This is a genomic window from Photorhabdus cinerea (assembly GCF_011189575.1).
In the GTDB taxonomy this organism is placed as follows: Bacteria; Pseudomonadota; Gammaproteobacteria; order Enterobacterales; family Enterobacteriaceae; genus Photorhabdus; species Photorhabdus cinerea.
In genome coordinates, this window is the sequence record NZ_PUJW01000013.1 from 117,024 (window position 1) to 137,489 (window position 20,466).

The 20,466-nt window shown below is 43.0% G+C and carries 17 protein-coding genes; 14 read left to right on the forward strand and 3 right to left on the reverse strand.

The features are described 5' to 3' along the window. Positions 1–35: 35 nt before the first annotated feature. Positions 36–1,457: a membrane-bound lytic murein transglycosylase MltF gene (gene mltF, locus C5469_RS14025; RefSeq protein ID WP_166307738.1), complete on the reverse strand. Its 1,422-nt coding sequence runs from the start codon at positions 1,455–1,457 to the stop codon at positions 36–38. 268 nt (positions 1,458–1,725) lie between these two features. On the opposite strand from mltF, the gene purL reads away from it, so the two are divergent. Next, positions 1,726–5,613 (forward strand): phosphoribosylformylglycinamidine synthase, encoded by a 3,888-nt coding sequence (gene purL / locus C5469_RS14030; RefSeq protein WP_166307790.1) that lies wholly within the window; start codon positions 1,726–1,728, stop codon positions 5,611–5,613. Between the two features lie 116 nt (positions 5,614–5,729). On the opposite strand, the gene C5469_RS14035 is transcribed toward purL, so the two are convergent. Both C5469_RS14035 and C5469_RS14040 read right to left on the reverse strand, forming a co-directional pair. After that, the gene (locus tag C5469_RS14035; RefSeq protein ID WP_166307740.1) at positions 5,730–6,077 is read right to left on the reverse strand and encodes a type II toxin-antitoxin system RelE/ParE family toxin; all 348 of its coding nucleotides are present in this window, start codon (positions 6,075–6,077) and stop codon (positions 5,730–5,732) included. Further along, the gene (locus tag C5469_RS14040; protein WP_166307742.1) at positions 6,064–6,336 is read right to left on the reverse strand and encodes a type II toxin-antitoxin system Phd/YefM family antitoxin; all 273 of its coding nucleotides are present in this window, start codon (positions 6,334–6,336) and stop codon (positions 6,064–6,066) included. The genes C5469_RS14035 and C5469_RS14040 overlap by 14 nt, the downstream gene beginning before the upstream one ends. Positions 6,337–6,833: 497 nt before the next feature. On the opposite strand from C5469_RS14040, the gene C5469_RS14045 reads away from it, so the two are divergent. The 13 genes from C5469_RS14045 to C5469_RS14110 all read left to right on the forward strand — a co-directional run. Beyond that, complete coding sequence (locus C5469_RS14045) at positions 6,834–6,992, forward strand: hypothetical protein (protein ID WP_166307744.1); 159 nt, start codon at positions 6,834–6,836, stop codon at positions 6,990–6,992. Positions 6,993–7,124: 132 nt separating this feature from the next. After that, positions 7,125–8,564 carry a sensor histidine kinase gene (locus C5469_RS14050; RefSeq protein WP_166307793.1) on the forward strand — a complete coding sequence of 480 codons (1,440 nt, stop codon included), beginning with the start codon at positions 7,125–7,127 and terminating at the stop codon, positions 8,562–8,564. Continuing rightward, complete coding sequence (gene qseG / locus C5469_RS14055; RefSeq protein WP_166307746.1) at positions 8,564–9,400, forward strand: two-component system QseEF-associated lipoprotein QseG; 837 nt, start codon at positions 8,564–8,566, stop codon at positions 9,398–9,400. The genes C5469_RS14050 and qseG overlap by 1 nt, the downstream gene beginning before the upstream one ends. Then, positions 9,397–10,734, forward strand: coding sequence for a two-component system response regulator GlrR (glrR, locus tag C5469_RS14060; protein ID WP_166307748.1), 1,338 nt, complete (start codon positions 9,397–9,399; stop codon positions 10,732–10,734). Before qseG ends, glrR begins: the two co-directional genes overlap by 4 nt. A gap of 65 nt (positions 10,735–10,799) precedes the next feature. Next, positions 10,800–12,419, forward strand: coding sequence for an NAD+ synthase (locus tag C5469_RS14065; protein WP_166307750.1), 1,620 nt, complete (start codon positions 10,800–10,802; stop codon positions 12,417–12,419). Between the two features lie 15 nt (positions 12,420–12,434). Next, complete coding sequence (glnB, locus tag C5469_RS14070; RefSeq protein ID WP_054479111.1) at positions 12,435–12,773, forward strand: nitrogen regulatory protein P-II; 339 nt, start codon at positions 12,435–12,437, stop codon at positions 12,771–12,773. A 505-nt stretch (positions 12,774–13,278) separates the two neighbouring features. Beyond that, positions 13,279–14,340 carry an AMP-binding protein gene (locus tag C5469_RS14075; protein WP_166307753.1) on the forward strand — a complete coding sequence of 354 codons (1,062 nt, stop codon included), beginning with the start codon at positions 13,279–13,281 and terminating at the stop codon, positions 14,338–14,340. Further along, a complete protein-coding gene (locus C5469_RS14080; RefSeq protein ID WP_242689472.1) occupies positions 14,340–15,755 on the forward strand; it encodes an aldehyde dehydrogenase family protein in 1,416 nt (471 codons plus the stop codon). Before C5469_RS14075 ends, C5469_RS14080 begins: the two co-directional genes overlap by 1 nt. 526 nt (positions 15,756–16,281) lie before the next feature. Next, on the forward strand, positions 16,282–18,318 hold the full coding sequence (locus C5469_RS14090; protein ID WP_166307756.1) for a type VI secretion system Vgr family protein: 2,037 nt from the start codon (positions 16,282–16,284) through the stop codon (positions 18,316–18,318). Then, complete coding sequence (locus C5469_RS14095; protein ID WP_166307759.1) at positions 18,315–18,812, forward strand: DUF4123 domain-containing protein; 498 nt, start codon at positions 18,315–18,317, stop codon at positions 18,810–18,812. The genes C5469_RS14090 and C5469_RS14095 overlap by 4 nt, the downstream gene beginning before the upstream one ends. Beyond that, a complete protein-coding gene (locus tag C5469_RS14100) occupies positions 18,809–19,150 on the forward strand; it encodes a hypothetical protein (RefSeq protein WP_065823873.1) in 342 nt (113 codons plus the stop codon). The genes C5469_RS14095 and C5469_RS14100 overlap by 4 nt, the downstream gene beginning before the upstream one ends. A gap of 1 nt (position 19,151) precedes the next feature. Beyond that, entirely contained in the window at positions 19,152–19,916 is a 765-nt protein-coding gene (locus tag C5469_RS14105) for a Tox-REase-5 domain-containing protein (RefSeq protein WP_166307762.1), read from the forward strand. Between the two features lie 12 nt (positions 19,917–19,928). Continuing rightward, a partial coding sequence (locus C5469_RS14110; RefSeq protein ID WP_166307766.1) for an immunity 52 family protein occupies positions 19,929–20,466 on the forward strand: 538 nt, incomplete at its 3' end.

A 20,466-nucleotide genomic window follows, 5' to 3' on the forward strand; every position in this document is an offset into this window, starting at 1 on the left:
TAACTATAGTTGTCTTTTTAGCGGCAGTTAATTGTTTACTCTGCTTTTGATTTTTCTTCCTGAGAAACTAATTTTTTCCGGTTTTCTTTTGCCTGTAAATATCCAACTAAACTAAGTTGATAACGGCGGATATTTTCGACATAGCGATAAGCTTCATGTCCACGGGCATAGCCATAGGTGGTGTTAGTGTAATATTTTTTTTGGCTTAACAGCGGTATTCGGGCTTTTACATCAAGCCAGCTATCAGGATTACCTTTTTGTGCTGCTGTCAATTTACGGGCATCTAACATATGGCCATAGCCCATGTTATAAGCAGCCAATGCAAACCATATTCGCTCATCTTTGGGGATGTTTTCAGGTAGCCGTTTCATCAGATCTTGCAAATAGATTGCTCCTCCTTTAATGCTTTCTTCTGGATCAAGGCGGTCAACAACACCTAATCCTTTAGCTGTTGGGCTGGTTAACATCATCAGGCCACGAACACCCGTGGGAGAGGTTGCCTGCGGGTCCCAGTGAGACTCCTGCCAGGCAATTGCAGCCAGCAGTTGCCAACTGATATCACCGGAATATTTTTCAAACAATGGTCGGTAAGTCGGTAGAACATTATCAATGGCACTGAGAAAAGAGAGTGTATCGAAGTAATCAAATGAGCTGACATGACCAAAGTATTTCTCTTCCAGTCGTGGCATCACATCTTCTTCCGTCATTTGGCTGAAAAAATCTAGCATAGCAGCGTAAAGGCTATAATCATCAATACGTTTTAAATACCACGTCAGGGGATTATCTTCACTGATATCAAAAGCGACGGCCAGATTAGGGTGAGTACGCTGTTGCAACGCGACATTGATAGAGTCGCCCAAGGTGTAATCCAGTTTGCCCTCTGATACCAGCTCCAGTAATTCCCGGGTGTTGTATTGTTGTGTCTCATCCCATTCAAGTTCCGGGTAAGACTCTTCTTTCATCTTTTTCAGTGTGCTGACGTGAGAAGAACCGGAAGTGACGAGGAGTTTGCCTTTTAAGTCCTTAAAAGAACGAGGGCGCGGAGTACCTTTGCGATAAATCAACTGTTGGGAAACAGAATAATAAGCTGGGCCAGTGTGAGTTTGTGCCAACCTCTCTTCGTTATAGGTCAGACCTGCGGCTAAAAAATCAGCATCACCATTTTCTAGATCGTCAAATAATTGGTTGATATTTTTTCTGAATTTGATTTCCAGTTTAACGCCAAGGTAATCAGCGAAGCGTTTTACCAGCTCATAATCGAATCCATTTGGTTCTTTCTTACTTGTGAGATAAATCAGAGGTGAGCTGATGGTGCTAATCCGCAGTTCTCCCCTGGTAATGATCCTGTTAATCTGCTCCTGCTGTTTATTCGGCCAACTGATGTTTAGGCTGATTATGGCAGCAGAAAAAAGAGCGATAACAATGATAACGAAATAATTTATTTTTATATTATTCAAATGGTTATCTCTGTGTGACGCGGTGTGGTGCTATGTGGAAACGCGCTATATTATCATGGTTAAATTTCCAGTGATTGAGCATTTTGCGGAACAAAAACTTACTGCGCAACTTAATTAATACTATTCGCATAACCTGATAACCAAATAATTAGCCTCAATAATCGTCACGCAAACGGTTTCGTCACTGGTTGCAATCCTTTATAATGTGTTTATTTCCCCCGAAGGCATCAGTCAGGTTTTGCTTCTTAAGATGAGAGAATTTATTACTATGGAAATTCTGCGTGGTTCCCCCGCTTTATCAGTATTTCGTATCACCAAGCTCCTTTCTGTGTGTCAGGAACAGCAACTTCTGGTCAATGATATTTATGCGGAATACGTTCATTTTGCAGAGATTAATGCACCTTTGAGTGAGGCTGATTCAGCAAAGTTACAACGATTACTAAAATACGGGCCTTCATTGGCTGAGCATGAACCAAAAGGGACATTGCTGCTGGTGACTCCCCGTCCGGGGACGATTTCCCCATGGTCTTCCAAAGCAACCGATATTGCTCATAATTGTGGTTTGTCTCAGGTTGTGCGTCTGGAGCGTGGTCTGGCTTATTACATCCAGTGTGATGAAATGAGTGGTTCACAGTGGCAAATATTGTCCTCATTGCTGCATGATCAGATGATGGAGGCGGTTTTTACTCAACTGGAACAGGCGGAAAAATTATTTTCTCATCAGCAACCCACTCCATTAAAGCGCATTGCTATTCTGCAAGAAGGGCGCGGTGCTCTAGAGAGAGCTAATACTGAACTTGGATTGGCATTGGCACCGGATGAAATTGATTATCTGATGGAAGCTTTCGAGAAATTGGGGCGCAATCCAACGGATGTTGAGCTTTACATGTTTGCTCAAGCTAACTCAGAACATTGTCGCCATAAAATCTTTAATGCTGATTGGATTATTGATGGTCAGGAACAGCCAAAATCATTGTTTAAAATGATTAAAAATACCTATGAGCAAACACCTGATTACGTGCTGTCCGCTTATAAAGATAATGCTGCTGTGATGGAAGGGTCTTTTGTTGGCCGTTTCTTTGCTGGAGTAGAAGGCAGTTCATATGATTATCATCAGGAACAAGCTCATATCCTGATGAAGGTTGAAACTCATAATCATCCGACGGCAATCTCGCCTTGGCCGGGTGCCGCGACCGGTTCCGGTGGTGAAATCCGTGATGAAGGTGCGACAGGACGGGGTGCCAAGCCAAAGGCTGGGTTGGTAGGATTCTCTGTATCCAATCTGCGGATACCGGGTTTTGAACAGCCATGGGAAGAGGATTTTGGCAAACCGGAACGTATCGTCAGCGCTCTCGATATCATGACTCAAGGTCCTTTGGGGGGCGCTGCGTTTAATAACGAATTTGGCCGTCCAGCACTGCTTGGTTATTTTCGTACCTATGAAGAAAAAGTACACAGCCATAACGGCAGTGAGCTACGTGGCTATCACAAGCCAATTATGCTGGCGGGCGGGATTGGTAATATCCGCGATGAACATGTCAAAAAGGGTGAAATTTCTGTTGGCGCGAAACTGATTGTGCTCGGTGGTCCGTCCATGAACATAGGTTTGGGGGGGGGTGCTGCATCTTCTATGGCGTCTGGTCAATCTGATGCTGATCTGGATTTTGCTTCTGTGCAACGTGATAACCCGGAAATGGAACGCCGTTGTCAGGAAGTTATCGATCGCTGTTGGCAATTAGGCGAAAACAACCCGATTTTGTTCATTCATGATGTTGGTGCTGGTGGGCTTTCCAACGCTATGCCTGAGTTGGTGAGTGATGGTGGTCGCGGTGGTCGGTTTGAACTACGTAAGATTCTTAATGATGAACCAGGAATGAGTCCGCTGGAGGTCTGGTGTAATGAATCTCAGGAGCGTTATGTACTGGCTGTTGCGCCAGAACAACTTCCTTTGTTTGAAGAGATTTGTCGGCGTGAGCGTGCACCTTATGCTGTTATTGGTGAAGCAACAGAAGAACGTCATTTGCGGCTTAATGATGAGCATTTTGATAATCAGCCAATCGATATGCTGCTGGATGTGTTGCTGGGTAAAACGCCAAAGATGTTGCGTAATGCCAGCACATTAAAAGCCAGAGGTGAAAACCTTGAACGTCGGAATATTGACCTGGCAGAAGCGGTTAAGCGCATTATGCATTTGCCAGCCGTGGCAGAAAAAACATTCTTGATAACCATAGGTGATCGTACGGTCACGGGAATGGTTTCTCGTGATCAGATGGTAGGTCCGTGGCAGATTCCGGTAGCTGACTGTGCTGTGACTACCGCCAGCCTTGATAGTTACTATGGCGAAGCCATGTCTATGGGGGAACGAGCTCCAGTTGCTTTGTTGGATTTTGCCGCCTCGGCTCGTCTGGCTGTCGGTGAAGCTCTGACCAACATCGCTTCCGCTTATGTCCAGGATTTGAAACGTATTAAACTTTCAGCTAACTGGATGTCTGCTGCCGGTCATCCTGGTGAAGATGCCGGTTTGTATGCGGCGGTCAAAGCGGTGGGTGAGGAATTGTGTCCGGCGTTGGGGCTGACTATCCCGGTGGGTAAAGATTCTATGTCGATGAAAACCAGCTGGAATGATAAAGGTGAAGAGCGTGAAATGACGTCACCTTTGTCGTTGGTTATTACTGCTTTTGCCAGAGTGGAAGATGTACGCCGTACAATAACGCCTGAGCTTTCCATTGATGAAGATAATGCGTTGTTGTTAATCGATCTGGGCCAAGGACAGAACACATTGGGTGGTACAGCATTGGCGCAGGTTTACCGCCAATTGGGTAATAAAACCGCAGATGTGCGTAGTGCTGAGCAATTGGCTGGATTCTTCAATGCTGTTCAGCAACTGATCGCGGAACAGAAATTACTGGCTTATCACGACCGTTCTGATGGTGGTTTGCTGGTCACGTTGGCTGAAATGGCTTTTGCTGGTCACTGTGGAATTGAAGCTGATATCAGTGTGTTTGATGAAGATATTCTGGCAGCGCTCTTTACGGAAGAGTTGGGTGCCGTGATTCAGATTCGTTCATCTGAAAGGGAGTTTGTTAAACAGGTTTTGGCAGAACATGGCTTGGTCGATTGTGTGCATTATTTGGGTAAAGCCAGAGCAGGTGATGATTTTGTCATTTTCAGCGGTAATACTGAAGTGTATCGCCAGAATCGCAGTACTTTGCGTCTGTGGTGGGCTGAAACCACATGGCAAATGCAGCGTTTGCGCGATAACCCGGAATGTGCAGATCAGGAACATCAGGCGAAACAGGATAATCAGGACCCAGGTCTGAATGTAAAATTAACCTTTGACCATTCAGAAGATATTGCGGCTCCTTACATTTTGCAGCAGGTAAGGCCGAAAGTGGCGGTATTGCGTGAACAAGGCGTTAACTCTCATGTTGAAATGGCTGCCGCGTTCCACCGAGCAGGTTTTGAGGCTATTGATGTTCATATGAGTGATTTGCTGTCTGGTCGTACTGGTTTAGAGCAGTTCCAGACACTGGTTGCTTGTGGTGGTTTCTCTTATGGTGACGTATTGGGGGCGGGTGAAGGTTGGGCAAAATCAATTCTGTTCAATGAACGTGTTCGTAATGAATTTGCGGCTTTCTTTGCACGACCTGATACTTTGGCGCTTGGTGTTTGTAATGGTTGCCAGATGATGTCTAACTTACGGGAATTGATCCCAGGTGCAGAACATTGGCCGCGTTTTATACGTAACCGTTCAGAACGTTTTGAAGCACGATTCAGTTTGGTGGAGGTTGCTGACAGCCCGTCACTCTTCCTGAAAGATATGGTGGGTTCTCGTCTGCCGATTGCTGTTTCTCATGGGGAAGGGCGAGTGGAATTCCGCGATAATCAACACCTTCATATGACTGAAAGTAACCAATTAGTGGCACTGCGTTACGTGAACAACTACGGTCAAGTTACTGAAAATTATCCGGCTAACCCAAATGGCTCAGTAAATGGTATTACCGCGGTTACCAGCCTTGATGGGCGAGCAACCGTGATGATGCCACATCCAGAAAGGGTATTCCGCACTGTTAGTAACTCATGGCACCCAGAGGAATGGGATGAAGATGGCCCATGGATGCGAATTTTCCGTAATGCTCGTAAGCAGTTAGGGTAGTGTTGTAACCTAATAAACAGGGTTCTTTAGTCACGGCAGTTGGAGAATACTTTCAACTGATACGAAAAGGGTGAGCAGAAATTGCTCGCCCTTTTTACTAATGGAGTTTCAGAAGTTCAGTCCCTACGCAGGCAATATTGGATTAATGCTTGGCGTAAGCTTTGCCGTGTACTTAGGAGCAGCATAGCAATTACGGTATGGTTTGCTTCATCTATATTGTAGATTACCCGTAGTTGCAATTTAGTATCTACATAGTCATGGTAGTTGATTAACCCAATGTCAGCCGTTTCTTCACATAATGGAGCACTTTTGGGATGCTTAAGGATACGGGCCTCAAAGCTGTTTAAAAAGGTTTCTAGAATTTCCCAAGATGCTTCTGTGCCGATATGTCTGGTTAAATAGTCAAAGCGTTCATGAAGCTGGTTTTCAAACGTCTGAGTATATTCAATTTTATTTACGATCACTGCTTGCTAAGTTCCGTAGGTTATTTCGTAGTTCATTAGATGATACGATTCGTCCAGCTCTTACGTCTTTTTCAGCAAAGGATAGTAAGCGCAGCAATGCCATTTGTTCTTGCTGCATCTCAAATTGAGTAGGATCTTGAACCACATATAGCGGCTCCCCGTTTTGGGTTACTATGACCGGCTGAGATACATCCATAGAAGCCAATTCTTTTTTAAACGCAGAAACTGTCGTAATCCGCGAATTTTGGGTTTGATACATATTGTCCTCCGAGTAGAAACCTTGTTGCATCTATCTTTAATAATACATCATTTGCTGATAAAGGCCATATATGGGGCGAATATAGACCATTAGTATGATGGCAGTGCTAATGATTCAGATGAGAAAGTGTTGTATCGGAAATTCTCAGGAGTTCAGGCCCTGTTTTCCACTGTCTCAATTACCCGACAAACGCCCATTATGGGTGTCTCCAAAGAGAGACATTTAATCATTTGATTTATATGTATTTTTATTTTTATGATCTTAGGTGTCTTTAATTGGCGACAGAAAACAAATTTTATTGATGCCAGGAACAAGGTATTTGGTAGCTGAAACGTTAAGTTTTTATTTTTTTTAAATAAAAACAATTGATTATGATTCTAATTATAATGTTGGCATGTAATCTGCATTAAGTCAGCGTAGTTGCTCATTCAACTTCCTATGTTGGCCCACATCGGTGGAGACATGCCACATAAACTATCGAATGATGCCAGAGTAAGGTGCCTACCGTCCAACTCAGTGATATCGCTTTCCGGCCTTATCAAACATCGGGCGACACGTGGAGTGAGGCACCACCTATCCTGACTGTAGATAAACAGCAGGAATGTGTTCTCCTCACTGGCGGGATAATAGTTAAGACTATTGTCCCGCCGTCATAATTCAGGTGTCTGCCTGCCTCATTGTCTGGATGTTTGCATCTACTATTTATCAGTAACAGCAGAATTTATCAGCCGACAGGTTTTTCTATCTGCCCTTTGTCGGCTAACATTGGTGTACTGACAGGTTACGAGATGATTTCCTTGAAAAAATGGCGTTTGTTTCCGCGCTCATTGCGCCAATTAGTTGTGATGGCCTTTTGGCTGGTGCTATTACCGTTATTGGTTTTGGCTTATCAGGCTTATCAGAGTCTTGATCAGCTCAGTGAGCAAGCGGCTGATATAAACCGTACTACGTTGGCTGATGCCCGCCGCAGTGAAGCCATGACGGGGATTGCGCTGGAGATGGAACGTAGCTACCGCCAGTATTGTGTGTTGGGGGATAAAACGCTGGAAAATCTCTATCAGAAGCAATACCGGCAATACTCTAAGATGCTGAAAGATCAAATGGCTATACTTGATGATCAACAGCATATCAAGATGCTTAATGATTTGTTGTCACAATTGACAAAAATCACTTGCTTCAATAGTGAGCCAACACAATCCGTAGCGCAATTACTTGAGCAATTTTCTAATGTTAATAGTCAGATGGTACAAACTACCCGTGATGTTATTTTCAGTCGAGGGGAACAGCTACAGAAAGATATTGCCGAGAAAGGACAATTCTTTGGCTGGCAGAGCCTTATTTTGTTTTTATTGAGTGCGCTACTGGTAGTGTTATTTACCCGTATGATTATCGGGCCAGTAAAAGGTATTGAACGGATGATTAACCGATTGGGAGAAGGGCAATCATTAGGCGTTCGTATAGATTCTTTTCAGGGGCCGCGAGAACTTCGCTCTTTGGCGCAGCGGATTGTCTGGCTCAGTGAGCGATTGGCTTGGTTGGAATCACAACGCCATGAGTTTTTGCGTCATATTTCTCATGAATTGAAAACACCATTAGCAAGTATGCGGGAAGGGACAGAATTACTGGCTGACGAAGTTGCAGGGCCATTGACGGTTGATCAGCAAGAAGTGGTTGCTATTCTTGATAATAGTAGTAAACATTTGCAGCAGTTGATCGAACAATTGTTAGATTATAACCGTAAACTGGCGGATAGCTCGACGGAACAACAGCAAGTTTCTTTACGGGAAATTGTTAATGAAGTGGTTTTATCACACAGTTTGCCTGCAAGATCAAAGAATATTCAGACAGAAATTCAACTTAACGCTGATATTTGCTGGGCAGAACCTACACTATTAATGCGGGTTATTGATAATCTCTACTCCAATGCGGTGCACTATGGCGCTGAATCCGGTAACATCTGGGTTTCTAGTCGTCAGATCGGCAAATGTGTTCAAATTGATGTTGCTAATACCGGTACTCCAATCCCTGAATCAGAACGTAGTATGATTTTTGAACCGTTCTACCAGGGAACGCTCCAGCGTAAAGGCGCAGTGAAAGGTAGCGGCCTTGGGCTAAGCATTGCGCAGGATTGTATTAAGCGTATGGGAGGTGAACTGTTATTAATTCAGAGCGAATTTGCTGACGTATGTTTTCGTATTGAGTTGCCATTAACTGCTGAGAATAAATAATGTATAACAGGTCTACTTACCGTTTTGTACAAAAGACGGATCGGCAGAGTATTGCGGTACAGCCTGGGAAAAACGTTTTTGTCACCAGACTATTATTACTACGAGTTTCAGTTTGGGGTTTTAGAATGATTCCGCTGATTCTCACTCCTTTTTTATTGGCGGGTTGCGTCAAAAGTCCGGTTAATAATAATTTAATTACAGCTGTGGTAACACCAGAACAACAGGTGACAGATTACCGTATCGCAGATTGCGATTTAATGTGGGATTTAGAGACACCGCCATCGATTGAGAACGCACTTTACTGGCTGCGGCTGATAGATTGTTCAGATAACCTGACGTTAGCCGAAGCGCGTAATATTGCGAAACACATCATTCCAGTTACTTGGGATTTGGCTTTCAAGCAGAGCATCTTACTGAGTAGTGCCAGGCCGACGCTGGCTGAACGCCGGAAAATGGTTGAAAATCTCAACAAATACAGATTGAAATTCCCAAACTCATTGCGACCATTGTTGCAGTTATGGCGTGAACAACAGGTTCAGCAAATCGCAATTGCTGAGGAACGGGAAAAATTCCATAAATTACAATCGGATACCGATAATAAAATTGATCGTTTGCGTGAAAGTCGTGCACAGCTGGAATTTGAACTACAGGAAACTGCTCGTAAACTGGAAAATTTGACAGATATTGAACGCCAGCTCTCTTCCCGTAAACAGAATCAGAATAGTGCCAGTTCAAGTAATTCAAATGAACATACTGAAATGCCAGCGACGTCATCACCTGGCGAAAATAGCACGCCAGATGACACATCTGAATCAGATAAAGGAGCAGCACAATGACAGCACGTAAGCCAGCCCGTCTTCTTCTGGTTGATGATGATCCTAGTTTGTTGAAATTATTGGGAATGCGTCTTACTAGCGAAGGCTTTCGTGTCACAACGGCAGAGAGTGGCTATGAAGCACTGAAGCTACTAGCTAAAGAAAAAACTGATTTGGTGATCAGTGATCTGCGTATGGATGAAATGGATGGTATGGCGCTGTTCGCTGAAATTCAGAAACAACAACCAGGAATGCCAGTCATTATTTTGACAGCCCATGGTTCAATTCCTGACGCAGTTGCAGCAACTCAGCAAGGTGTTTTCAGTTTTCTGACTAAACCTGTTGACCGGGACGCACTTTATAAGGCAATTGATGGAGCATTGGCGTTATCTATACCAGCCGGTGATGAGCAGTGGCGGGAGCAGATAGTTACCCGTAGCCCGGTTATGTTGCGTTTGTTGGAACAGGCGCGGATGGTTGCTCAATCTGATGTGAGTGTGTTGATAAACGGCCAGAGTGGTACAGGGAAGGAAGTATTAGCTCAGGCAATTCATCGTGCCAGCCCACGAGCGAAAAAACCATTTATCGCCATTAATTGTGGTGCTTTGCCGGAACAACTGCTTGAGTCGGAACTGTTTGGTCATGCTAAAGGCGCATTTACCGGTGCGGTCAGCAGCCGTGAAGGGCTGTTTCTTACTGCACAGGGGGGGACGCTGTTTCTTGATGAAATCGGTGATATGCCGCTGGCTTTGCAGGTTAAATTGTTGCGGGTATTGCAGGAACGTAAAGTGCGTCCACTAGGCAGTAACCGTGATTTGGAGATTGATGTGCGGATTATCTCTGCTACTCACTGCGATTTGCCAAAGGCAATGGCAAAAAATGAATTTCGTGAAGACCTCTATTATCGCCTGAATGTGGTTAATCTGAAGATTCCTGCCCTGAATGGAAGAGCTGAAGATATTCCTTTGCTGGCGAATCATTTGTTACGTGAATCGGCGAAGCGCCATAAACCTTTTGTCCGCAGTTTCTCTGCTGATGCAATGAAATGTTTGATGTCGGCAAGCTGGCCCGGAAACGTGCGCCAACTTGTTAACGTGATTGAACAATGTGTTGCGTTGACTACCGCACCTGTTATTAGTGAAGCTCTGGTTACGCAGGCGTTGGAAGGGGAAAATACAGCGTTACCCACTTTTGCCGAAGCTAGAAATCAGTTTGAACTGAATTACCTGCGTAAATTACTGCAAATGACCAAAGGTAATGTGACGCATGCAGCACGTATGGCAGGGCGTAACCGGACTGAATTCTACAAGTTACTGGCGCGTCATGAGCTAGATGCGAATGATTTTAAAGAATAACTTTTTCGCTGTTCAGGAAGTTTTTACACTGGTTAAAGATTGATGGCTTGGGAGAGCCAAATTGTATGAGCCGTACTCTTAATATTGCCCTTGCACAGCTAAATTGGATGATTGGTGACATTGAAGGCAACTGTGAACGTATGTTGCAGACAGTGCAGGAACAGCAGCAAAATGCTGATTTGGTTATGTTCTCTGAACTGGCATTATCCGGTTATTCTCCAGAAGATCTATTATTCCGTACTGATTTTCATCAACGTTGCCGTGAGCAACTGGTGCGTTTACAGGCTGCCAGTTGCCAAACGGCTATTTTGGTTGGTCATCCTTGGGAGCAGGATGGGGAAATTTACAACGCGCTTTCCTTGTTCTGGCGAGGAGAAATCTTGGCTCGTTATTTTAAACAACGGTTGCCAAATTATGGTGTTTTCGATGAAAAACGCTATTTTAAAGCGGGTGATCAAAGCTGTGTTGTACCATTTAAGGGCTATAATCTTGGCCTGTTGATTTGTGAAGATTTATGGTTTGATGAGCCGATTGATGCTTTGCAACAGGCTGGTGCGGATTTAATTCTTTCTATTAATGCGTCTCCATATAATCGTGAAAAACCCTATATACGTTATGAACTGATTAGAGAACATTGCCAACGTACCGATTTACCGATGATTTATCTCAATCAGGTTGGTGGTCAGGATGAATTGATTTTCGATGGCTGTTCTAAGGTTTTTAATGCACGTGGTGAAATCACTCACCGGTTGGCTGCATTTAATGAACAAGTCCAGCAATGCTGCTTTAATGAATTAGATATTGAACCTATGGCTAATCCGGCACCTGAATTACCCCCATTGCAGCAGGTGTATCAAGCCTTAGTACTTTCAGTTCGTGATTATGTGCGTAAGAATGGCTTTAAAGGTGTTCTGCTAGGCTTATCTGGGGGGATTGATTCTGGCCTGACGTTGGCAATTGCTGTTGATGCGTTAGGTAAAGAGCATGTTCAGGCAGTGATGATGCCGTTCCGCTATACATCTGAAATGAGTATAGAAGATGCCAAAGAACAGGCTGATATGTTGGGTGTTGAGTTTAATGTCATGTCGATAGAGCCGATGTTTGATGCATTTATGACACAATTTGAACCTATGTTTGCCGGTACTGCCAAAGATACCACCGAAGAAAATTTACAAGCGCGTTGCCGCGCCGTTATTCTGATGGCGATGTCTAATAAGCGCCATCGTTTGGTGCTGACGACCAGTAATAAAAGCGAATCGGCTGTGGGATATTCCACATTATATGGCGATATGGCCGGTGGTTTTAATGCGCTGAAAGATGTACCGAAAACATTGGTATTTGAATTGGCAAAATATCGTAATACGGTTTCTCTGGCGATACCTCAAAGAGTCATTGAGCGTCCACCATCGGCAGAATTGGCACCTGGACAGCTTGACCAGGACAGTTTACCACCCTATGACATTCTGGATGCTATTCTGGAGGGGTATGTGGAACAGGATAAATCTGTAGATGAGCTGGTGGTTGCGGGTTTTGATGAAGAGGTGGTGCGCAAAGTTATTCGTCTGGTTGATATTAACGAATATAAACGTCGTCAGGCTCCGGTTGGCCCGCGTATTACGCCACGTAATTTTGGTAAAGACAGACGCTACCCGATTACCTCTGGTTTCGGTCGTAAAAACTGGTAATAACAGGAAAACTTCATGAAAAAGATCGATGCGATTATCAAACCTTTCAAATTGGATGATGTGCGTGAAGCTCTGGCTGATGTGGGTATCACTGGAATGACTGTCACAGAGGTGAAAGGTTTCGGACGTCAAAAAGGGCATACAGAATTATATCGCGGTGCAGAATATATGGTGGATTTTCTGCCAAAAGTAAAAATTGAAATTGTTGTGCCGGATGATATTGTCGATACCTGTGTTGAAACTATTATGCAGACAGCACAGACCGGAAAAATCGGTGATGGTAAAATCTTTGTATTCGATGTTGCCCGTGTTGTCCGTATTCGTACTGGTGAACAGGACGAATACGCAATTTAGTATAATTTAATTTTTGGGGGTGGTAATAGTCAGATCAAAGTACCACCCTTAAATATAAAAATATTTAAAATGTAGTAAAACTTGCCGGTATAATAGTAAGATTAGGCTAATATATTCATTAATTATGATGCGTTATATGGTTAATTAAGCAATTGCTTATAAATATTATTATATAAATCAATTGATTAAACTATAGTTCAGCCCAATTTCAATAAAGAAATTTATTTTTTATAATCGAATATGATAATTGGTGTGTAATATTTTTTTACAATTTTCAAACTTGTTTTAAATCAATTGCTAATCTCTAACTTCACTATTTTTAATCTGAATTTTTTGTAATAATTTTAGGCTATCTTTAAAAATTAAATTAAAATTGTATTATTGCATAGTTGCTCTCTTTCCTGCTAAAGGGAGAAAATTAAGAGTTTTGCAGATAATTGAATTTATTATCTTCTTTTAGGCTGATCAGTAGTACCTGTAAACTTAACTTTATAATGAGGTACATATGGCAGATTTTCATAGTTTCAATACTCATTTGTTTCAAATCATGGATTGGCATTTTTCTCCTGAAACGGGATCACCATTTTGGCTTGAGAAATACAAAGCATTGGATTTTGATCCATTTCGAGATATCCGTACTTTCTCTGATTTAATGCTATTTCCAGATATTTCTGATGAACTTCGGGATATTCCTGTTGAAAATTTAGTGCCTCGAGGTTTAAAGGGAGCCATGATTGCAGGCGTATTTGAAAGTGGGGGTACGACAGGGCGCCCTAAGCGAGTTATTGTATTTGAAGAATGGTTAGAACAGCTTGTGGCTTGGCGTCTGAATGATATACAGGTCATTAATAAGGGGGCAATAAAGAATACGCTCGCCTTGGTTCCTTCCGGGCCTCATGTTATAGGGACAATAAGCCGTCTTCGGGCTCGCTCTAGTGGAGGGTATTTTTTTGCCATAGATTTAGATCCACGTTGGGTGAAGAAGATGATCCAGCAAGGTGATACTAATGGGGTGGATGCCTATTGTGAGCATATTATTGATCAGGCGGAAGATATTATTAATACGCAACATATTAGTTATTTGATTGTTACGCCTCCACTTTTAGAGCGCATGGTGAGAAGAACTGCCCTGGTAAGTTATTTGAATAAGACTTTGGATCTTATTGTTTGGGGTGGAACTCATATGGACTCGGATACACTGACATTTTTACAATCCTCAGTTTTTCCTGATGTCAAAATAACAGCCAGTTATGGCAGTACGATGATACTGGGCGAATCCAAATCAAGAGATGGCCAGGATTTTGAAGGTTCACCTATTTTTGATAGTTTTGCCCCTAATGTCCTTTTTGACGTTGTTGATCCGTTAACGCAACAACCCGTTCCTTTTGGGGAGCGAGGCCGGGTTGTGATGAACTATCTCAGCAAGTTTGCTTTATTCCCGAATATATTGGAGCGTGATACAGCTGTGCGACTTCCAAGGATAGATAATTATCCGGGGGCTTCAGTTGCGTTGGTGCGTCCTGTTGAAGAGATTTCTGGTCAGGCAGTGATAGAAGGGGTTTATTAATGCTAGTAGATAGTGTAAAGCCTGACGTGAAACCGGCAATGGAGAACAAATTGCAACAGGTGGGGGTCCTCGCACTGGGAGAATCCTATGTTACACGCCGGCGTGCGGCGGTTATTGGCGTTTTAAATGAAGTTGCTGGAGAAACCGCGGTCGTTCCCCCGGTTTATATCTGTGAAGTTGTTCGTAAGATGAGAATGGCACCGCAATTGAAGCTGGCTGAAATTCATGCAGCGATGAAGAGGGCCGCAAAAATTTATTCCAGTGAGAGTGTGGCCGGACTTTCTCCGTCAGAGTATGTGCAATTGGCACATCGTGTCATTGGGCTGCCAGCAGCCATTATCGAAAAGTCTCTGATCGAAACTACAGAAGTTCTGATTATGATGCCTGAGATAATCAAAGCATCTATGCCACATGGTGCGGTTTGGGATGTGGATGATGAAAGAGTAACAGAAGGATGTGCTTTGTTCAGCCGGCGAGCAGATGTGTTGGCGGTTCTGACTGGTGGCAATGGACCGGGAGCACATGCTTTATGGCCACAAGCTCTCGCTTTTGGGTATAGAGTCTTAATTAAGCCTTCTGTTCGTGAGCCATTCACCGCTCAGCGATTAGTTTCTTCATTGGAACAGGCTGGACTTGGAAATTATGTTGCGCTCATACCGACAGATCATAAAGGTGCTGACGAAATTGTTGCTGCGGCAGACCTGTCTATTATTTATGGCGGACAAGATGTCGTTAATAAATATCACTTGAATCCTAGAGTTTTAATACAAGGACCGGGGCGTTCGAAAATTGTAGTTGGTTCAGATGTGAATATGGATGAAGCGGTTTCACTTGTTGCACAATCGGTCACTTCTCTTGGTGGTGCCGCATGTGTTTCTGCTAGCACGGTATTAGTAGAAGGGGAGCCTACTGATTTTGGTAAACGTTTATCCGAAGCTTTTAATCAGATGAATGCCGAAGAGGTATTTCCGTTAGGATCATCTAATACCACGGCTTTATTACAGAAGTCGCTTTATCCGGAAAAGATAGATGGTGAAGATCTTCGGCTGTTTGGTGATCAAACATTATCAGGATATGTTCTTAGACCTCATGTTACCGTTGTCGATAATCCAATAGATCCTTTAATTCAACGCGAATTTCCGTTTCCATGTGTAACGGTTGCACCTTATAAGAATCCAGATAGTTTACACATGCTATCAGATTCGTTAGTCGTTACTGTATTTTCGAAAAAAAGTGAAATTCTGAACCCTATTCTCAGTGATACAACCATCAGTAATATCTATGTAGGAAATATCCCAACCACTTGGATGGCGCCACTTGTACCTCATGATGGATATTTGTCAGAGTTTTTGATGCATAGTCGAGGGATTCACATTCAGAAAAATTGGCTTACTTCGAACGATAAAGGGAAATAAACGACATAAATGCATATTACAGACCAGTGACTGAATTGATTTTTTGAATCTGAATATAATATACACCTAACTCAAACCGCGCCATTCATGGCGCGGGTGTTTTATTCTTTTAGTGATGAAACTGAAAGTTTGGGTCACCTTATGCGAGCCAAAGCACTCATAGCGGATAAATTGTTTATCAACTCCTATATCTAATAACTGCTTTGCTACATATTGCATAAAGGGAACCGGGCCACAGAAATAAAAATGCATACCTTCAGTTTTTAGCGTCTCATTCAGAACGGTCAGATTCATAAAACCTTTGTGTTGATAATGAACACCGGTGATGGCCAATTATTACATAGCCAAAAGCAAAGCCCGCCTGAAAGTTGCCAAATTCTACTCTGGTGCCAACGTTGTATTTCATCATATTTTCTTATGATTGAATTGTCTGGTTGATTAAAAAACGGTATGATTGCTTTTTTTGTAATCATTTCGTCTGGGGTATATTGCGGGCTGATAACTTAATTATAGGTAACAATTGCTTATGGCTAATGATTTTGATGTGGAACGAACCGGATTGGTTTTTACTCTCACGGTCGGTAATCTCCCCGTGAAAACTTTTGCTGTGGTCGAATTTACACTGAATGAAGCGTTGTCAACGTTATTCAGTTTGCAAGCCACACTAACCTGTGCTAATCCAGACATTGATTTTGCGGACGTTCTGGATAAATACGCCACATTGACTGTTTATCGCAATGGACAGCCTGAGCGTTATATCACTGGAGTTGTGACGCATTTTGTGCAGGAAACAACTGGCCGTTATCGTAGTCGCTACTGCCTGACACTTCATCCTTCCTTGTGGCGTGCCGGATTACGGGTTAACTCTCGTATTTTTCAGAATCAATCGGTCACCGATATTATTGAAAGACTGTTGAAAGAAAATGGCGTTCGCCATTTCTCTTGTCTACTGCGTTATGAACATCCAGAACGGGAGTTCTGCGTTCAATACGATGAGAGTGATTTGGCTTTTTTACAGCGCCTGTTAGCTGATGAAGGGATCTTTTATTACTATTACTTTGATCAAAATAAGGATGAACCGACAATTATTTTTGTCGACTCTTATACCCAGAATGGCGTTCTTTCACTGCCCTACAACCCTGAATTCGATGCCACAGGCAGTCAGTGTTGCATCAGCCAATTTCGTTGGGGAAAAAAGGTAGGTATTGCTGAAGTTTCGGTGAAAGACTACACATTTAAAAATCCCCGATGGCCTGCTGATTTTCAATTCCATGAGACTCAAAGGTACATCAGCAATCAGCGTTCGGATTTACGTAGTTACTATCACTATGACTTTCCCGGACGTTATAAAGATGAAAATGGGCAGCGGATAAGTCAGTATCGGTTGGAGGCGTTGCGTAATGATGCTTTGCTCGGTAGTGGACAAAGTGACAGTTTTGCTCTTTTACCGGGCATATGGTTTACGCTTACCGATCATCCGAAAGAAAAATTTAATGCCTCGTGGCAAATAATCCAAATTACTCACCATGGCCAGCAGCCTCAAGCGGATGAATCTCGTTTTGGTAGCAAAGGGACGATTTTGACGAATAATTTTACCTTTGGCAGCCCCAACCGGGTATGGCGTCCCTTACCTTACCCCAAGCCACGTATTGATGGCCTGCAAATTGCCACAGTGGTTGGTCCGGAAGGGGAAGAGATATTTTGTGATGAATATGGGCGGGTGAGGGTGCAATTTGCCTGGGATCGGTATGGCAAGCTTAATGATCAAAGTTCTTGCTGGATAAGAGTTAGTCAGGCTTGGGCTGGACATGGTTGGGGAATGATTACCATCCCACGTGTTGGACAGGAAGTACTGGTCGATTTTCTGCATGGCGATCCTGACCAGCCGATTATTACTGGACGAACCTACCATGCTTGTAATATCCCTCCGAACCGTTTACCGATGGCAAAAACGCAGATGTCAATCCGATCAAAAACCCATAAAGGGGAAGGATTTAATGAACTGCGTTTTGACGATGATAAAGGCGGTGAGGAAATCTATATTCATGCTCAGAAGGACATGAAAACTGAGATTTTAAACGATGAAATGGTCAATGTTGAACATAACCGGACTCATCATGTTAAACACGATGCCCACTTACGTGTTGATAATGAATATCGTGTTCTGGCGAAACAGGATATTTCCATTTCAACCGGGCAAAAACTCCATATCAAAGCTGACGATGCGTTGTTGGTACAGAGTGGAAATGAAATTCATCTCAGTTCTGGGGCAAAGATAGTCATTGATGTCGGAAGTGAACTTACCTTACAGGCAGCAGGGCATTTTATTAAAATTGATGCCAGTGGTATCAGCAGTAGTACCGGGATTAGTTTTGCCAGTGGATCGCCAGGTACAGGTTCGGGTTGGGGAGGGAAACTGCCGGATATGCTGGATAGACTGAAACAGGTCAGTGCTGAAATGCCAATTGCCGTTGCTAAAGAACCACTCAAAGAAATTTGTCTCAGTTGTTTGATGAGGGCAGAACGTGAAGAAGCAATAACCGTTATCCGGGGGCAGTCATGACATCTGAATTAAGCGAAAAACTGACTAATTATCAGAAAGAACATCCCGGCGTTCGGCTTTATGCGCTGGTGAATGGTTTGCAATATGAGCGCTGTTTTGGTGAGGAAATTAACTATATCGCGGGTGTCAACAACCCACTGTTCCGGCACTATCCAGATTCAAAAATTGCATTTGCAGGCCCGTGGCTGTTTGATATGGAATATGCTCATCAGTGGCAAGATAGATTGTCAATACTTGAAGAAACGTCTCCGGCAGTATCATGGCTGTTAACCTCTCTGTCATTAGATAAACTGACTCGCCATCTTGTGCCATATTTAAATATTCAGCTGTCGGCAAAACAGACGGCACTACTACGTTTTTATGATCCCCGTATTTTGCATCGCATTTGTGACATTTTCAGCCATGAGCAACTGTCTGCATTTATGCAGGGTATTAACGTATGGGTTTATCAACACAATGCTACTTACTATTCGGTGTCAGGAGCTCCATTATGATTAAATTGACCCAGGCACAACTTGATATCATTACCAAATTAGAAAAGCAGACCGTTATTGATCGTATAAAAGCCGAGCTTCTAGCCAAACACGCTGAATTAATTCCTTCTCCGTCTTCGCTGAATGAACGGCTAATAGCTGCTTATGACTATTTACTGACATTAAACTTTCAGGATAACTACTTGATTCAATCCTATTTATCTCTGGTCGCGTTTAATCCTGATTTTCAGCATGCCTCGCCAATCAAGTCTGCTTTGGAATCCCCTGGTCAGAAACCCGAACAGCAGTTTAAAGATATTCTTTGTATTGCAAAAAATAAGATAAACAGGAGACGTTAATATGCCAATACCATTACTGGCCCCTGTCGCAGTGGGTGCGGCTGAATATGTCGCCAGCGCCTGTGCCGGGGTATTAATTGCTGTCGGTATCATGGAAGCAAGTAAGGAAAAACCGGTCGAAGACGATGAACATATTCACCGTAAGAAAAAGGATTTTGTGATAAGTCCTGAAATCACGGATGAAGACAGAAATATCGTCTGGAATGCTGAAGCCCATGCGGATTTTTGGGAGGATGATGATTTAGGGGATGAATTAGTTGATACCAGTGCGGTTCAGGCGAAGGCCCAGTCTAAGGCGGAAGAATGTGAAAAAACGGAGAGTAAAAGGGAGTGCAAGGCTTGCCTGGCTATTCCGGTGACGAGTGAAAAATATCGCAAGGTGAGCCGCTGGAGCGCCATCACGATTAATTATCAGCGATTTATTGCCCAAACGAAATATGATCCCACTATACAGATGATCCAAGAATTTCAGTGTCTGAAAGTGACCTTTGATGGCTGGCGACCCGCGTATTGCTTATTTCTGGAAGCTAAGGCGCGGTATGACCAGTTTTTTAATAGTAAAGGAAATCCTAAAAATTGGTGGAAGGGAATTTATTCCGCTAAAGGCCAAGCACGCAGACATCAAGTAGTCTGTGATGCACTAGATAGTACGCCCTATGTGGAATGGCATTTTTTACAACCTGTCAGTTCTAGCTATTTTAAGATATTGTTCAGTGAATATAAAAATATCAGTGTTCACTATACTCCTTGCGATAGTTTAGTTTAACATGAGGCCAACATGGCAGTAATTCATATAAAATTTAATGTACGTTATGAGCAACAAGAAAACATTACTCCTAATGTTGCATTGATAGATTTGTTTCATATTACTCGGCAAATAGATATCTTTTTGGGACAGAAAAAAAATTGGTTCTTAAAGGGATATTCCCGTAAAGATGCCTTGAAGCATATTGTATTTGATGAACTGGGGCCAACCGAAGTTGCCATAAAAAGTTTCGAAAAAGATTATAAGAAAAATTTTCCTGCTCTCATTAATGGAATATGGGATGGTGAAAAGGATGAGTTGGACAGCGGAATTGATTACTTTAAATCATCAACTTCTCGCTCTAATTGGGTTTGGTTAATATTAAATTTAGCAGCTGATACTAGTCAGCTTAATCTATCCCGGTTAATTGACTTAGTTAAATATTTAGCGACTAGCCGTGACTTTCCTTATATCCAAGTTGAGACCAACGGCTATACCTTAAAAGGCAAACAGGTTTTCCCTGATCGCCTCAGTGTTGGCTGGATGCTTTACCAGCCCCGTATTATTGATA

Coding starts and splice junctions, on each gene's coding strand:
- purL (WP_166307790.1), top strand. CDS start 1,726: ATGGAAATTCTGCGTGGTTCCCCCGCTTTATCAGTATTTCGTATCACC.
- glrR (WP_166307748.1), top strand. CDS start 9,397: ATGACAGCACGTAAGCCAGCCCGTCTTCTTCTGGTTGATGATGATCCT.
- C5469_RS14065 (WP_166307750.1), top strand. CDS start 10,800: ATGAGCCGTACTCTTAATATTGCCCTTGCACAGCTAAATTGGATGATT.
- C5469_RS14100 (WP_065823873.1), top strand. CDS start 18,809: ATGATTAAATTGACCCAGGCACAACTTGATATCATTACCAAATTAGAA.
- C5469_RS14090 (WP_166307756.1), top strand. CDS start 16,282: ATGGCTAATGATTTTGATGTGGAACGAACCGGATTGGTTTTTACTCTC.
- C5469_RS14040 (WP_166307742.1), bottom strand. CDS start 6,336: ATGTATCAAACCCAAAATTCGCGGATTACGACAGTTTCTGCGTTTAAA.
- glnB (WP_054479111.1), top strand. CDS start 12,435: ATGAAAAAGATCGATGCGATTATCAAACCTTTCAAATTGGATGATGTG.
- C5469_RS14075 (WP_166307753.1), top strand. CDS start 13,279: ATGGCAGATTTTCATAGTTTCAATACTCATTTGTTTCAAATCATGGAT.
- C5469_RS14095 (WP_166307759.1), top strand. CDS start 18,315: ATGACATCTGAATTAAGCGAAAAACTGACTAATTATCAGAAAGAACAT.
- qseG (WP_166307746.1), top strand. CDS start 8,564: ATGTATAACAGGTCTACTTACCGTTTTGTACAAAAGACGGATCGGCAG.
- C5469_RS14050 (WP_166307793.1), top strand. CDS start 7,125: ATGATTTCCTTGAAAAAATGGCGTTTGTTTCCGCGCTCATTGCGCCAA.
- C5469_RS14080 (WP_242689472.1), top strand. CDS start 14,340: ATGCTAGTAGATAGTGTAAAGCCTGACGTGAAACCGGCAATGGAGAAC.
- C5469_RS14105 (WP_166307762.1), top strand. CDS start 19,152: ATGCCAATACCATTACTGGCCCCTGTCGCAGTGGGTGCGGCTGAATAT.